Origin of the sequence: Inquilinus sp. YAF38, assembly GCF_052113205.1 — a bacterium.
GTDB lineage: Bacteria > Pseudomonadota > Alphaproteobacteria > DSM-16000 > Inquilinaceae > Inquilinus.
Genome location: NZ_JBFRCU010000075.1, coordinates 1 through 15046 on the forward strand (window position 1 = coordinate 1; position 15046 = coordinate 15046).

Genomic DNA, 15046 nt, shown 5'->3' on the forward strand with positions numbered 1-15046 from the left:
GGGCCAGGCCGAGGCGCCGGACACCGCCGCTGCCGCGTCGGCCAAGTCCGCCGCCGGCCCGCGTCAGGTAACCCCGGACCCTGCGGCGATCCTCCCGCCCAGCCGGCCGATCGCGTCCGACGCCCCGGCGGCCGGCAGCCGCGCAGCGACCGACGCCCGGCCGGTTCCGGCCAGCAGGGACGTCGCGAACCCGGCGCCCCGGTCCGCGGCCGGCACCCCGATCAAGATCCGCGTGGCCCGGCTGCTCGACGAGTCCCGCGCCGTCACCACGACGGGCCGGATCGTCGGCGCGCACGACCTGGTGATGCAGCATGATCGCGGCCCCGAAGGCTGGCGGAATGCCCATGTCGTCCTCGACGTCCAGGAGCCGAGCCCGCTTACCGCCGCCTTCGCCAGGAAAATCGCCGATGCAGCCGGCGTCGACGTGCTGCACCCGCCGAGCGGCCGGGTTGCGGGCGAGCCGCAGTTGCTGCGGGTCACGCCCGCGCCCACCGCGCCACTGACGCGGACCCTGCAGGTGGCGGAGGGCCGGGCCTTTCTGGTCGAGGCCGACGGCAGCCGCGCCGAGATCGAGATCGGCGAGCATCTCGGCCGGCGGGTCGATGCCGGCCCGCGCCTGATCGCCTTCGCCGTCTACGACAAGGTGGTGGCGCTCCCGCGCGCTGGTGCCGATGCGCCGGACGCCGCGCCCGTCCGGGCCTCGGATGCGGCCGCCGCCYGGGCCGCCGGCCTGCCGGTGCTTGCCGCCGGCGAGGCGGCCTCGGTGTTTCAGCGGCCGGCGGTGATCTACGACGGCAACGCGGTGGCCCTTCGCGACCTGATCACCCCGACCGGCGGCCGGAATGCGATGCTGGATGACAGCGTGTTCAACGCCGCCAGCCTGGCCTCGATCCGCCAGATCCGGGAGGTGCTGGCCGGCCGGCCGGTCGACCCGGCCACCGGACGGCCGATTCCGGTCGAGCGCTTCGCCCTGGTGGTGATGCGCGACGGCGGCATCGCCCTTGTCGACACCGCCGATCCCCGCGTTTCCGGACGCACCAGAGGCGACCGCCTCGGCGTCGAGATGCTGGACGACCTCGAACGCGGCATCCGGGCGAAGCTGGCCCGCGAGGCCGATGCGGCGGACGGCCGGTCGCTCGACGCGATCGAGCCGGTGCAGCGCGACGGCCACCGCCGCGGCCGCGACCCGCGCCGCGACCAGCCGGAGGACGAGCAGGCCGGCCAGGACGACGGCATTGTCACCCCGCTGGCCTTCCGGCGGTCCACCGGCCGCGCCGCGGCGCCGGTCGAGCTCGACATGGACCGGGCCGCGGCCCCACCGGCCGTGGGCGGCGGAGACCCCGTCGGCCGCGCCTCGGGCGACGATGCGGCCGCTCCGACGCGTGGTCCGACCGAGTTGAGCGCCGCGGCGATCGCGCACAACCGTCAGATCGCCACCGCCATCTTCGAACGCATTGCGCCCCAGTCGCTGCGCATGCCGGAGATGTCGATCGCCGACCTGGTCGACCAGTGCGCCCGGTCACCGGAGCTGATGCGGCTGATCCAGCTCGCCGACCAGCATCGGGTTCGCCTGATCAACGCCGCACACCCGGATCTCGCCGTGCTGGCGCACGACCAGCAGTTCACCATCGCCTCCTACACCCGGAGGCTGGAGCTGATCTCGCTCGACCCGAGCGTGCTGCGCGGTCTGCTGAAGGATTTCCCCGGCGGCGAGGCCTATTTCATCCCGGAGATGACCCGCAACTTCGCGCATGAGCTGGCCCATGCCGAGTATGAGGGACGATCGCCCTCGCCGCGGGACTTCGACAGCCAGGAGGCATTCATCGAGGCCCATGTCCGTGCCGAGCTGACCGAGGAGGGCTATGCGCGGCTGACCGAGTATATCGTCAGCGACGAGCTGCGCCGGAATCACGGGCGCCTGCCGCCCCAGGTGGCGCGGCACAGTGCCGACCGGGAGGTGTTCGCCCGGTACAAGGCCGGCGAGCTGACCCGGGAGCAGGCCGCCGTCGAGATGGGCGAGCTGTTCCGGACCCAGCCCCGCGACGTGGCCGGCACGACCTATGGCGAAGCCTTCGCCGGACACGCGGCGACGATCTGGGAGCGGGCTCAGCGGGCCAGCCGGCCGGCGGGGCAGGAGCCGGAGTCGGCTCCGGCGGACCGGGAATCGGCCCGGGACCGATCGGCGGAACATCCGGGACCGCCGACGGCCGATCCCCGCCTCACCGAAGGCGATCTGCTCGGCATGAGCGCGATGCAGTTCGGCCGCGGCGCGCCGCCGACGCGGGAGCAGGAGGCAGCAGCCGCCGCCCTGCTTCCGGCGATCCGGGCCAGGCTGGCCGAACGGGCGGCCCGTCCGAAGCCACAGGATCTGAGCGCCGGCGGACGCGACCCGGACGCGCCGGTCCCGTCCGGCGACGACCACGCCTCCCGGATTCCGCCCGCGCTGGGCGGACAGCCGAAGCCTGTGGCTGGAACGCCCCAGAACGTGCCCTGGAACCGGCTGCCGAAGCAGCGGGTGCAGTACAGCCTGATGGGACCGCCGCTGGACCGGCTCACGATCCCGACGCCGAAGGCGGGCGGGGAGGACGCCTTCACGATCCACGCGATGGGAACCGAGGACGGGACGATCCTCGACCGCGATGACAACGAGCTGACGCCCCACGATCTGGCGCTGCGCCTTGAATTCCACCGGGACGAGGACCGGCCGATCCTGCTCGCGGCCGATTTCGCCGGACAGGAGTTCGCCCCGCGCCTGTCCAGCATCCTCGGGATCAACGTCCTGGCGCCCGATTTCGAGCTGCGCATGGGCCGCGACAGTATCAACCCGGCCGGCGAGGGACGCTGGCTGCTGTCCTCGCCACAACCCCTGCCCCGTGGCGCGGAGCTGGAGTTTCGCGACGGGCAGCTGTTCGCGCGGGATGAGGAAGGACAGTGGGTCGAGGCGAAGATCGAGGATCACCTGTACGAGCGGATCGGCGGCGGCAGCGCGAAGGTTCTGTTCCGCCTCGGCCGGAACAAGGCGATCGGCCTGCTGCAGCCCGGCATGGGTCGAGAGCATCTCGACCATGAGGTGACGGCGCTGGCCAAATGGCAGGGCAAGGGGTTCAAGGTCGTGCCGCATGACGGCATCACCCGGGCTCTGGGTCATGACGGCATCGTCTACGACCTCCACGCCGGCAGCAGCCTGGGCATTCGCGGAAAGGACGGATCCGTCAAACCCGAGCTGGCCGCCGTCTTGAACGAGCGGAGCCTTGCCGATCTCCGCGCGCATCGGGAGAAGCTGCTGGGCCTGGAGGCGGAGGAGCGCGAGAGCCTCAACGATCCCGAGTACCTGATCGGCTTCGACGGGCAGATCTATCTGTCCGACCCCGAACACATCCTGGCGAGGCCATCGCCGGGCCGGGCGTCGGCGGACCCGTATCCGGCGCTGTCCTCCGCGCTCGACCAGATCGACGCGATGGCCACTGCCGCAGGGGATCCGACCGCGGCCGGCCGGGATCGCGAGACGGACGCGCCCGACCAGACCGGAATGCTGTCTGCCGGGCTCGACGTCTCGCCGGACGAGGCACGCGCGCTGACCCGCCAGATCAATCTCGGCCGGGTGCTCGAGACGCGGGAGATGACCGCCCACCAGCATCCGGACATCCTCGGCATCGATGGCGACGGTCGCGCAATTCTGAGCGACGGAACCCGCGCCGGTGTGCACGAGCTGTTTCTCGGCGCGGATCTCGGCGATGAATGGGCCAGCCCTCAGCCCATTGTCCTGCCGTCCGCGGCGGCGGGCCCGGAGCTCGATGCCTTCGCGTCGAGACTTGCCTATGTCGCGCAGTCCGACGTGATCGTGCCGCATGGGGAGACGGGCTGGAAGGTGGTGGAACCGACCGCCCCGGCGGAAGACAGGACGATCGAATTCGAGGGGCCGGACGCGTTCGAAATCGGCCCGGACGGGCAGCGGCGGCCGATCGCGCTGCACGACGCGCTCGGCCCTCGCATCGGATCCGGCGCCTTCAAGACCGTCTTCCGGGTCGGCGACAAGATCGTGCTGGTGCAGCGGGACGGCAATGCGCTGCCGCTCTTCGAGGAGATGCGGGATCTCGCCAGGCTGGAGGAGGAAGGGTTCCCCACGGTCCGGGTTCTCGGGCTGACGCGCATCCACGGCAGGTCGGCCATGGTCGCGGACCTGCAGTGGAAGAGCAGCCACGAGATCGAATACGACGGCGAGATCCTGGACGATTCCCGGCTGAGCCAGCGCAGCGTCGACAGCCTGGCGCTGATCGAAAGGCTGATGATCGAGAAGGGCGTCCGCTTCGGTGACATGGAGCTGATGGCCGGGCTGGATGGCAGCTTCGCCCTCTGGGACGTGGGCGGTGTCCGGTTCGGCGTCAAACCGTCGCCGTCGCAGCTGGAGGATATCCGGCAGCTGCGCGGGGTGGCCGAGGCGAAGGCGGCCCGAGACCGGGAGTTGCCGCAGGCGCCGGCCGGCCGTGAGGTCGAAGGCAACGGCCGGCCCGATGACGATGACGGACCGGACGACGGAGGCGATCCGCCAGGAGGTGGCATCGCCCCGGACCCGTCGCCCCGCCCGACCGTGCCGCCGGGCGGCGGCGCCAACCTGCGCGAGCCATCCGGCGACGAGGCCGGACCGGCCCTTCCGTCCGGCGGTATGCAGAAGCCCGAACCGGGGGCGGCATCGGAGCCCGAACTGCATGCGTCGCCCAGGGCCTATGCGCGGGACCGCGGGCTGGAGCAGGTCCCTGTCATCGACTTCAGGCCGTTTGAAGGCCTGAGCCCGCACCAGGTCCTGGTCAATGACGAGCTGTTCAAGGACTGGCGATACCAGCGCCGCTCCTTCGCGGCGAACATCGACCCGCGGGACGAGGCGGCGCGGCGGCAGGTCCAGGGGCTCGCGGATATCACCGGCGTTGAGATCCTGATGCCCACGCAGACCGGGCCCGGCCCGTGGGAGGTCGCGAAGCCCCGACCCGTGGGGGCCCCTCAGGGAGGCCTCGCCCTGCAGGACGACGGGACGATCGTCCTGGTCGATGACCAGGGCGGCCGCCGGGCAGTCGCGCCGGAAGATGTGCTGGGCGAGATGCTGGGGGTCGGCGGCTTCAAGACGGCGTTCAGGCTGCACGACAAAGCGACCGTGGTCTTCCGCGACGAGACCAACGAGGTCGAAACCCCTTTCAACGACCCGCAATACTATCTCGACATCACACAGCGCTTGAAGGCGCTGGGGGCGCCTCATGTCGTCGACGTGCTCGGCGTCGTTCGGATCCACGGAAAATCGGCCTTCGTCACCGATCTCCATGCCGCCAGCGACCGAACATTGCGATCCCTTGTGGGAACGGTCGATCTCGATGGGGTCGGCACCATGCTCTGGCAATTCGACAGCTCCGATTTCACCGAAGCCGGGCTGTCCAGCCTCGTCGCGACCAGGGCGTTCCTGCACGATCTCGCGCAGCAAAGGCTCTACATCTCCGACATCGAGTTCCTGGTGGATCGGCAGACCGGCGCATTCAAGCTGTGGGATTACGGCCAGCTGTCCCGGGATGACAAAATCGGGCCGCGGGAAACGTCGAAGCAGAAGCAGTTCAGGCGGACCATCCACTATGTCGATCAGCTGATCGATGCCCATCGGCAGAAGCTCGCCTCCGACAGGTCGGCCGGCGAGCTCCCCCCGAGCCCGGGCGAAACGCCGCCCGATGACGGCCTGCCGGGCGGGGGCGTGCGGCGCACGGATCCGAAGCCCCCGACCGTTCCGCCCGGCGGCGGGGCAGCGGCGCTGCCGCGGCCGACGGACGATGTCGACGCCGGAACACCCAAGGTCTCCAGGGATGCGCCGCCATCGCCCGCATCCGACCCGATATGGACCACGATCGACGACCACCTGGCGACGCTGGCGACCGCCCGGGACCGCGCGGATATCAAGGCAGTCCGTGCCGTGCTGTCGGATCTGGCCGCGCTGAAGATGCGCGCCTGGGATGCCCCGGAACCGGAACGCCCCGCGCTGCGAGCCCTGGCCGACCAGGCCCGTGCCCTGCAGCTGGAGCTGATCGACGTAACCTCGAACCTGGCCCGCACTTCCGGCGGCGGCGATGGCCTCCTGAAGGACTGGATCGACGTGGCGCTCGTCGGCCGTCTGACCGACATGGTGCGTCGCCGGGACGGGGAGACGACGGTGCCGGTGGCTGAGGAGCCCCGCCCGCCCGTGGGTTGGATCGGCGGCCGGCCGGCGGCGACGCGGGCCGAGATCGAGCTGTACGACGCCGAGCGGAAGCTGCGCGTGCTGGACGAGCTGGCCCGGCGCGGCGGGACGGAGCTGCCCGTCGGCGAGGACCGGCCGGTCCTCTACGCCTACTATGGATTGCGGGCGCCGAAACTCGACGGAGCCCGTGAGACGCATTACCCGCGCCCGGTGGTCGCCCGTCCGATGAAGCTGCGATCGCGGCAGGCCCATGACGCGTTGTTGCAGGAGCAGCAGCGCCTCGACGCGGAACAGCGGGAGATCGACGACACGCGGCGGGCGTTCCTGGACCGGGCCCGCCTGGCCCTGCAGGCCGCGTCATCCCGCCCTGTCACGGCAGGACTGGCCTCCGGCGCGCTGCCCCCCGGCATCGATATGACGACGCCGGGCCAAGCCTATTACGACCTCAACCAGGGCCTGCGCGAGCTGCCCCGCTCGACCCAGGACCTGCATGGCAAGGTGCAGCAGTTCGGCCGGGTGCGCGATCATTTCCGCGACCTGGTCCAAGGCCTAGGCCACGTCTTCACCGGACGTCCGACCGTGGAGGACGGCCACGCCGTGGCCGCCAGGGTTGCGGATGAGGCGATCCGCTGGACGATCGCGCGGCTCGACCGCCTGGCCGGCGGCCCCATCGGCCGGATGGACCGGCTGGCCAAGGGCGAGGCGCTACTGCAGGCCTTCGATCTCGAACTCGACCGGTCGGGGCGTCACCTCCAGGAGCTGGCCGCATCGGGCCAGCCGGTTCCGCCGAACGGCCTGGCCGCGGCGGACATGGCCCGGCTGCGGGGCCAGGTCGCCGCGGTGCGCGAGCACCTTGCACGCGTTTTCGCCTGGCCGCAGAGCTGGGAGGGACAGTTCTCCGCACAGCTGCAGCTGCTGCGGCTGAGCCGGGACCTGCGCGACCTGCTGTGGAACACCCGCTTCAACCGCCCGGTGGATCTGGACAGCCTGGCGCCCCAGAGCCGTGCCTATCTCACGTCCCTGCGCAATTTATGGGCTTCGGTCGTGCCGGAACCTTCGGAGTTCAGCCATCCCGCGCCCGGGCCGAGACCGGACCCGGAGGATGGCGCCGCTCAGCCGCTCCACCGCCCTGCGCCGGACACGGGCCCGAGCCTGCTGGTCCAGCTCAGCTATCAGGTGTGGGCGGTCATCAGGCTGCTGGGACAGCAGAAGGCCGAGCTGTCGCAGGGTGACTTCGCCACCCTCGTCGGCAAGCTGCAGGCGGCCGGGAACCGGGCCTATGCTCTGCGTGCGGATCGTGACGCCAAGCCCTATGAGCAGCAGCTGAGAGACGACATCGAGCGTGACATGAACGAAGCCCGTGCCTGGCTTCCGGAGATCGTCAGGCTCCTGCGACTCATGGCCGGGTCTCCGGGCAGCGCCGGCGCAGAGGCCGAGCCGTCCCTCAACCCCCAGGTCGGAACCGCGATCCATCGTCTCGAGCAGGCCCACCGGGCGCTGGAAGGTGTGAATGCCGACGCCGCCGAGGGCGCGGCCTCGGCGGCGATCCGTCACATCGAGGCGGCTATCGGCAGCCTGCAGTCCTATAGCCTGGAGTCACTGGCCGTGCCCCAGCCGGCGGCGCATGAGGAACCGATCGTCGACGCCCATCTGCACCGGATGCGCGAGGACATGGAGGGCCGGCGCGAGGCGTGACGGCCGGCGGGACGTCGCCGCCCGGGAAGGCGAAACGCCCCCCGGTGCCGGCCCTTGCGCCAGGCGGCCGTCTGGCACGATCTCAGCGAGCCCCCTCATGCGCGATGGTGTAGCGCTGATGCGCGTTGCTGGTGGTGGCCGAGGCCAGCTGCCGCCAGGCGTGCAGCGCCTCGTCGTAGTTGTCGAATGGGCCCTGCAGGCTCTCGGTGCCGCCGACCAGCCGGTCGAAGCGGGTGTCGGCGTATTCGCCACCGATGATCCAGAAGCGGTTCGTCATGGTCCTATCCTCCGTCGGGGCGCTCTTTGGCGGGCGCAGATGATCAATGGAACTGGGCGGCTTCGGTCGATTCGCGGAGCGCGGTGGTCGAGGCCTTGCCGCCGGAGATGGCGAGGCTGACGGCATCGAAATAGCCGGTGCCGACCTCGCGCTGGTGCTTGGTCGCGGTGTAGCCCTGGGCCTCGGCCGCGAACTCCGCCTGCTGCAGCTCGGAATAGGCGGCCATCTGCCGCTCCTTGTAGCCACGCGCGAGCTCGAAGGTGGCGAAGTTCAAGCTGTGGAAGCCGGCCAGGGTGATGAACTGGAACTTGTAGCCCATGGCCCCCAGCTCGCGCTGGAACTTGGCGATGGTGGCGTCGTCCAGATTGGCCTTCCAGTTGAAGCTGGGCGAGCAGTTATAGGACAGGAGCTTGCCCGGGAACTGCCGGTGGATGCCCTCGGCGAAGCGCCTGGCCTGGCCGAGATCGGGCTTCGAGGTCTCCATCCACAGCAGGTCGGCATAGGGCGCGAAGGCCAGGCCGCGGGCGATGCAGTATTCCATCCGGTTCTCCGGTTTGATCGGATGGAAGCCTTCCTCGGTGCGGGTCGCGCGGTCGATGAAGGGATGGTCGCGCTCGTCGATGTCGCTGGTGATCAGCTTGGCGCTTTCGGCGTCGGTGCGGGCCAGCAGCACGGTCGGCACGTCCATCACGTCGGCGGCGAGGCGGGCGGCATTGAGAGTGCGGATGAAGCTGCGCATCGGCACCAGCACCTTGCCGCCGAGATGGCCGCATTTCTTCTCCGACGCCAGCTGGTCCTCGAAATGCACGCCGGCGGCGCCGGCCTCGATCATCGCCTTCATCAGCTCGAAGGCGTTCAGCGGCCCGCCGAAGCCGGCCTCGGCATCGGCCACGATCGGCGCGAACCAGTGCCGTTTGGCGCCGCCCTCGGCATGCTCGATCTGGTCGGCGCGCTGCAGCGTGCGGTTGATCTTCTTCACCGCCTCCGGCACCGAATCCGCCGGGTACAGGCTCTGGTCCGGATACATCTGGCCGGCGGTGTTGGCGTCGGCCGCGACCTGCCAGCCGGACAGGTAGATCGCCTCCAGCCCCGCCCGCACCTGCTGCATCGCCTGGGTGCCGTTGGTGGCGCCGAGCGAGTTGACGAAGTCGCGCTTGTGCATCAGCTCCCACAGTCGCTCGGCGCCGAGCCTGGCCAGCGTGTGCTCGATCCGGACCGATCCGCGCAGCCGGTCGACATCGGCCGGGGCGTAGTCCCGGACGATGCCGTCGAACCGGCCGGCCTGGGTTCGGATCATGGTCGGAGAGTCGAGGGGAGCCATCCTGTAAATCCTTTTCATTTCATTCCGGGCGGCGCGCCATGCTGCGCTGCGGTGATGGGAATGATGTTGGGTCCCGCTCCAGGCAGCGTCAACGCGGCGTTGAGCGTGAAAGGGAAAGGTTGTAAAGTTTGTTGATGGCTGTTTTGTAAATCGGAGAAGATCGATGGCGGCGCGCAAGCCGATGCTGGGGCACAAGATCCGGCGGCTGCGGCGCGACCGCGAGGTCACCCAGGCCCTGCTGGCGGAGCGGCTGGGCATCTCCGCCTCCTATCTCAACCTGATCGAGAGCAACCAGCGGCCGGTAACGGTCGAGATCCTGCTGAAGCTGGGCCAGATCTTCGACCTCGACCTCGCCAGCTTCGCCGAGGACGAGGGCGAACGGCTGGTCGGCGGCCTCAGCGAGGTGTTCGGCGACCCGCTGTTCGCCACGCCGCGGCCCGGCACCGCCGGGCTGAAGCGCCAGGACATCATCGACCTGGCTGCCCAGGCGCCGGCCGCAGCCGAGGCGGTGCTGGCCCTGTACCAGGCCTATCGCGAGGGGCGGGAGACGCTGCGCCTCCTGGCTGAGCAGCGATCGGCGCCGGACGGCGCGCTGGCCGAATCCGCCTCACCGCTGGACGAGGTGCGCGACTGGGTGCAGTCGCATGGCCATCATTTCCCGGAGCTGGAGACGGCGGCGGAGGAGATCTGGCAGGCCGGGGCGATCGAGCCCGGCGCCCTGTTCCCGGGGCTGATCCGCTACCTGGACGAGGAGCTGACGCTGCGGGTCAAGGTGATGCCGGTCGAGGTGATGGGGCCGGTGCGCCGCCGCTACGACCGGCACGGCCGCCGCATCCTCTTGTCCGAGATGCTGCCGCTGCCCAGCCGCAGCTTCCACCTGGCGGTTCAGATCGCTCTGATCAAGTACCGGGCGCTGCTGGACGAGATGGTGGCGCCGGTCGGCTTCTCCGGCCCCGCGGCGTCGCGCCTCGGCCGCATCGTCCTGGCCAACTACCTGGCCGGGGCGGTGATGATGCCCTATGACCGGTTCTGGCGGGCGGCGACGGCGCTGCGCTACGACATCGAGGTGCTGCAGAGCCGGTTCGAGGCATCGTTCGAGCAGGTCTCGGTCCGCCTGACGACGCTGCAGCGCCAGGGCGCCAAGGGCGTGCCCTTCTTCCTGATCCGCAGCGACAAGGCCGGCAACGTGTCGAAGCGCCTGGGCGCCACCAACTCCGCCTTCGCCCGGATGGGCGGCGCCTGCCCCTTGTGGATCCTGCCCGACGCCTTCCGCTCGCCCGGCCGGGTCCAGACCCAGCTGGCGGAGCTGCCGGACGGCAGCCGCTGGTTCACCATCGCCCGCACCGTGTCCAAGCCCGGCGCCGGCTTCCGCGCGCAGGGGCAGAGCTTCGCCCTGGCGCTGGGCTGCGAGATCGCCCATGCGGCGCAGCTGGTCTATGCCGACGGCATCGATCTGGCGGCGGACGAGGCGGCGGCGCCGATCGGCCTGCATTGCCGGCTGTGCGAACGGCCGGATTGCGACCAGCGCGCGTTCCCGCCGCTGAACCATGTGCTGTCGGTGGACGAGAATTTGCGTGGCGCCACGCCCTATCAGTTCACCCCGGCCGCGTAATACCTCGTTGACGATGACCCATGGTCCTCACCGTCATGGCGAGCCCCGAAGGGGCGTGGCCATCCAGGATGGTCCAGTTCGTTCCGGCTGCACGACTGGATGGCCGCGCTTCGCTCGCCATGACGAGGAAGGGGCGGAGAGTCGACCTGAGTAGGGATTGGTACAATACCTTGCCGTTCTTCAACGAAGCGGCTTGCGAATATTGGGATATCGCGATCAAACTGCCGGGCGACTGTCTCAATCCCGGAGGGGAGACGACCCATGGCGCACAAGTTCGAAATCTACAAGGACAAGGCCGGCGAGTTCCGGGTGCGGTTCAAGTACAATTCCGAGACGATCTTCTCGACCGAGGGCTACTCCAGCAAGGCCTCAGCCAAGAACGCGATCGAGTCGATCAAGAAGAACGGCCCGGACGCGCCGACCGACGACACCACCGCCTCCAGCTGACCACGGCGGCCGGGCGGCGGCGGCCCACGCCCCGCCCGGTGCGCGGCCCCGGCCCGGTCAGCTCCAGGGCGTTCCCGCCGGCTGCCGCACCGCGGTGTTCAAGCGGTTCCAGACATTCTCCAGCGCGATCTGCAGGATCAGGGCCGCGAGCGCCTTCTCCTCATAGTGCCGGGCGGCCTCGGCCCAGACGTCGTCGGGCACGCCGTCGCCCCGCTCGCCGATCCGCGTCACCGCCTCGGCGAGCGCCAGGGCGGCGCGCTCGGCCTCGCTGAAATGTGGCATGTCGCGCCACGCGGTGACGGCGTAGAGCCGCGGATCGGTCATCTCCTTCTTCATCGTGAACGCGGCCTCGACGCAGACGCTGCAGCCGTTGATCTGGCTGGTGCGCAGATTGACGAGGTCGATCGTCGCAGAAGGCACGCCGGCCTTCTCCACCGCCTGCCATAAGGCCGTCAGCGCTTGCAGGGCTTCGGGCAGCACCAGCGCCGGGTTCTTCATTCGGGCCTGCATCATCGGTCTCCTTCGTTGCATGCGACGGCACCGGCCCGGCCTGTCACATCGGCCCGGGCCTCGTTCGTCATGGCCATGACGGATCCGGCAGCGGAAAGTGTGACCGATGGACGAGACGAAATTTCTGGCGCGGCAGTTCGAGACCAACCGTCCGCATCTGCGCGCGATCGCCTACCGCATGCTGGGGTCGCTGAGCGAGGCCGAGGACGCGGTGCAGGAGAGCTGGCTGAAGCTGAGCCGCGCCGATGTCGAAGGCGTGGCCAATCTTGGCGGCTGGCTGACCACGGTGGTGGCGCGGGTGTGCCTGGACCATCTGCGCCGCCGCCGGTCCCGCCGCGAGGAGCCGCTGGAGCCGGACGAGCCCGAGTTGCCGGCCGGGCCGGAGGCAGATCCCGAGCATGAGGCGGCGATGGCCGATGCGGTCGGCCTGGCCCTGCTGGTGGTGCTGCAGACCCTGGCCCCGGCCGAGCGCGTCGCCTTCGTGCTGCATGACATGTTCGACCTGCCCTTCGACGAGATCGCGCCGATCCTCGGCCGCACCCCGGCCACCACCCGGCAGCTGGCCAGCCGGGCGCGGCGACGGGTGCAGGGCGCGCCCCGGACACCCGACGTCGACCTCGCGCGCCGGCGCCAGATCGTCGACGCCTTCCTGGCGGCCTCGCGCGGCGGCCGATTCGAGGATCTCCTGGCAGTGCTCGACCCTGGCATCGTGGTCCGCCCCGACGCCGCCGCAGTGCGGGCGGGGGCGCCAGGCGAGATCCGCGGCGCCGATGCCGTCGCCCGCTTCTTCCTGGGCCGCGCCACCGGCGCCAGGCCGGCGCTGGTGGACGGCGCCGTCGGGGCGGTGGTCGCACCGCAAGGCCGGCTGTTCCTGGCGCTCGGCTTCACCATCGAAGACGGCTGGATCACCGCGATCGAGGCGATCGCCGATCCCGAGCGGCTGCGCCGGCTGGACCTCGCCATCCTCTAGGAACCGTCGCCGGCTTCGCTCTAGACTGCGGCGTCCCAGCCGCAGGAGCGCCGCATGCCCGACCTTACCCGCCGCACCACCCTGAAGGCGGGCGTCGCCGCCGCCGCGATCGGCCTGGCCCCCGCCGTGCTGCGGGCCGCGGCGCCGACGCTGAAGCTGCGGATCCTGGAGACGACGGACCTGCATGTCGCCGTCTTCCCCTATGACTACTATCGCGACAAGGGCGACGACACGATGGGCCTGGCCCGCACCGCCGCGGTGCTGGCCGCCGCCCGGGCCGAGGCCGGCAACGTCCTGTTGTTCGACAATGGCGACGTGATCCAGGGCAACCCGATGGGCGACTACATCGCCTATCAGCGCGGGCTCGACGGCGGCGCGGTGCACCCGATCGTCAAGGCCATGAACCTGCTGGCCTATGACTGCGGCACCATGGGCAACCACGAGTTCAACTACGGGCTCGACTATCTCGGCAAGGCGATGATGCAGGGCGCGAATTTCCCCCTGGTCTGCGCCAACCTGCTGAAGACCGACGGCAGCCCGTACCTGCCGCCGTACAAGATCCTGGAACGCAATCTGAAGGACGATGCCGGCGCCGCGGTGCCGGTGAAGATCGGCGTCATCGGCTTCGTGCCGCCGCAGATCATGCAGTGGGACCAGGGCCATCTCGCAGGCCATGTCACCACCACCGACATCGTCGACGCCGCGAAGCGGTATGTGCCGGAGCTGCGCAAGGCGGGGGCCGAGCTGGTGGTGGCGCTGTGCCATTCCGGCATCGCCGGCGGCAAGCGCGAGGGCGGCGAGGAGAATGCGGCCCTGTTCCTGGCCGAGGTGCCGGGCATCGACGTGATCCTGACCGGCCACCAGCATTTGGTGTTCCCCGGCCCCGACTTCGCCGGCATCGACGGCGTCGACGCCGAGCGCGGCACGCTGCACGGCATCCCGGCGGTGATGGCCGGGTTCTGGGGCAGCCATCTCGGCATCATCGACCTGGAGCTGGAGCGCGACGGCGCCGCCTGGAAGGTCGCCGCCTTCAAATCCGAGGCGCGGCCGATCTACCAGCGCAAGGACCGCAAGGTGACGCCGCTGGTCGAATCCAAGCCGGAGATCCTGGCYGCGGCGCAGCCGGAGCATGACGCCACCCTGGCCTATGTGCGCCAGCCGGTGGGCGAGATCTCGGCCCCGATCACCAGCTATTTCGCCCTGGTGGCCGACGACCCGTCGGTGCAGATCGTCAGCCAGGCCCAGCTCTGGTATGTCGCGCCGCTGCTGGCCGGCACCCCGGCGGCGGGGCTGCCGCTGCTGTCCGCCGCGGCTCCGTTCAAGGCCGGCGGCCGCGGCGGGCCGGACTATTACACCAGCGTCCCGGCCGGGCCGATCGCGATCAAGAACGTCGCCGACCTGTATCTCTACCCGAACACGGTGCGGGCGGTGCGCGTCTCCGGCGCCATCGTGCGCGAATGGCTGGAACGGTCGGCCGGCATCTTCAACCGGATCGACCCGGCCAAGGCCGAGGAGCAGCCGCTGATCGACCCCGGCTTCCCGTCCTATAATTTCGACGTGATCGATGGGGTGACCTACAAAATCGACCTGACCCAGCCCTCGCGCTACGACGGCGACGGCAAGCTGGTGGCGCCGGATTCGCACCGCATCGTCGATCTACAGTTCCAGGGCAAGCCGATCGACGAAAAGCAGGAGTTCGTCGTCGTCACCAACAACTACCGTGCCGGGGGCGGCGGCAGCTTCCCGGGCCTCGACGGCAAGAACATCGTGGTCGAGGCGCCGGACACCAACCGCGACGTGCTGGTGCGCTTCATCCACGAGCAGGGCCGGATCGACCCGACCGCCGACGGCAATTGGAGCTTCGCGCCGCTGCCGAAAACCGTGGTCGTCACCTTCCCCGGCGCCCCGGCCGCCGCCCAGTCGGTACCGCCCGGCCTGGCCATCGAGCCGGCGGGCGACGCCGGTGACGGCTTCGCCAAGTACCGGCTGGTGTTCGCGGGGTAACG

8 protein-coding genes are annotated in these 15046 nt (G+C 70.2%); 5 read left to right on the forward strand and 3 right to left on the reverse strand.

Going from position 1 to position 15046, the window contains the following annotated elements; genetic code table 11:
• Window positions 1-232: 232 nt before the first annotated feature.
• Window positions 233-7903 (forward strand): hypothetical protein, encoded by a 7671-nt coding sequence (locus tag AB4Z01_RS26695; protein WP_441698898.1) that lies wholly within the window; start codon window positions 233-235, stop codon window positions 7901-7903.
• Between the two features lie 82 nt (window positions 7904-7985).
• On the opposite strand, the gene AB4Z01_RS26700 is transcribed toward AB4Z01_RS26695, so the two are convergent.
• Both AB4Z01_RS26700 and aceA read right to left on the reverse strand, forming a co-directional pair.
• On the reverse strand, window positions 7986-8180 hold the full coding sequence (locus AB4Z01_RS26700; RefSeq protein WP_441698899.1) for a DUF4170 domain-containing protein: 195 nt from the start codon (window positions 8178-8180) through the stop codon (window positions 7986-7988).
• Between the two features lie 43 nt (window positions 8181-8223).
• Window positions 8224-9501: an isocitrate lyase gene (aceA, locus tag AB4Z01_RS26705; protein ID WP_441698900.1), complete on the reverse strand. Its 1278-nt coding sequence runs from the start codon at window positions 9499-9501 to the stop codon at window positions 8224-8226.
• Window positions 9502-9664: 163 nt separating this feature from the next.
• On the opposite strand from aceA, the gene AB4Z01_RS26710 reads away from it, so the two are divergent.
• Together AB4Z01_RS26710 and AB4Z01_RS26715 are read left to right on the forward strand one after the other, a co-directional pair.
• Window positions 9665-11113 carry a helix-turn-helix domain-containing protein gene (locus AB4Z01_RS26710; protein ID WP_441698901.1) on the forward strand — a complete coding sequence of 483 codons (1449 nt, stop codon included), beginning with the start codon at window positions 9665-9667 and terminating at the stop codon, window positions 11111-11113.
• Between the two features lie 261 nt (window positions 11114-11374).
• Window positions 11375-11560 (forward strand): YegP family protein, encoded by a 186-nt coding sequence (locus tag AB4Z01_RS26715; protein WP_441698902.1) that lies wholly within the window; start codon window positions 11375-11377, stop codon window positions 11558-11560.
• A 57-nt stretch (window positions 11561-11617) separates the two neighbouring features.
• Here AB4Z01_RS26715 and AB4Z01_RS26720 read toward each other — a convergent pair whose 3' ends face one another.
• Entirely contained in the window at window positions 11618-12073 is a 456-nt protein-coding gene (locus AB4Z01_RS26720; RefSeq protein ID WP_441698903.1) for a carboxymuconolactone decarboxylase family protein, read from the reverse strand.
• A 103-nt stretch (window positions 12074-12176) separates the two neighbouring features.
• On the opposite strand from AB4Z01_RS26720, the gene AB4Z01_RS26725 reads away from it, so the two are divergent.
• Both AB4Z01_RS26725 and AB4Z01_RS26730 read left to right on the forward strand, forming a co-directional pair.
• Window positions 12177-13040, forward strand: coding sequence for a sigma-70 family RNA polymerase sigma factor (locus AB4Z01_RS26725; protein WP_441698904.1), 864 nt, complete (start codon window positions 12177-12179; stop codon window positions 13038-13040).
• A 54-nt stretch (window positions 13041-13094) separates the two neighbouring features.
• Entirely contained in the window at window positions 13095-15044 is a 1950-nt protein-coding gene (locus AB4Z01_RS26730; RefSeq protein ID WP_441698905.1) for a bifunctional 2',3'-cyclic-nucleotide 2'-phosphodiesterase/3'-nucleotidase, read from the forward strand.
• Window positions 15045-15046: the final 2 nt, after the last annotated feature.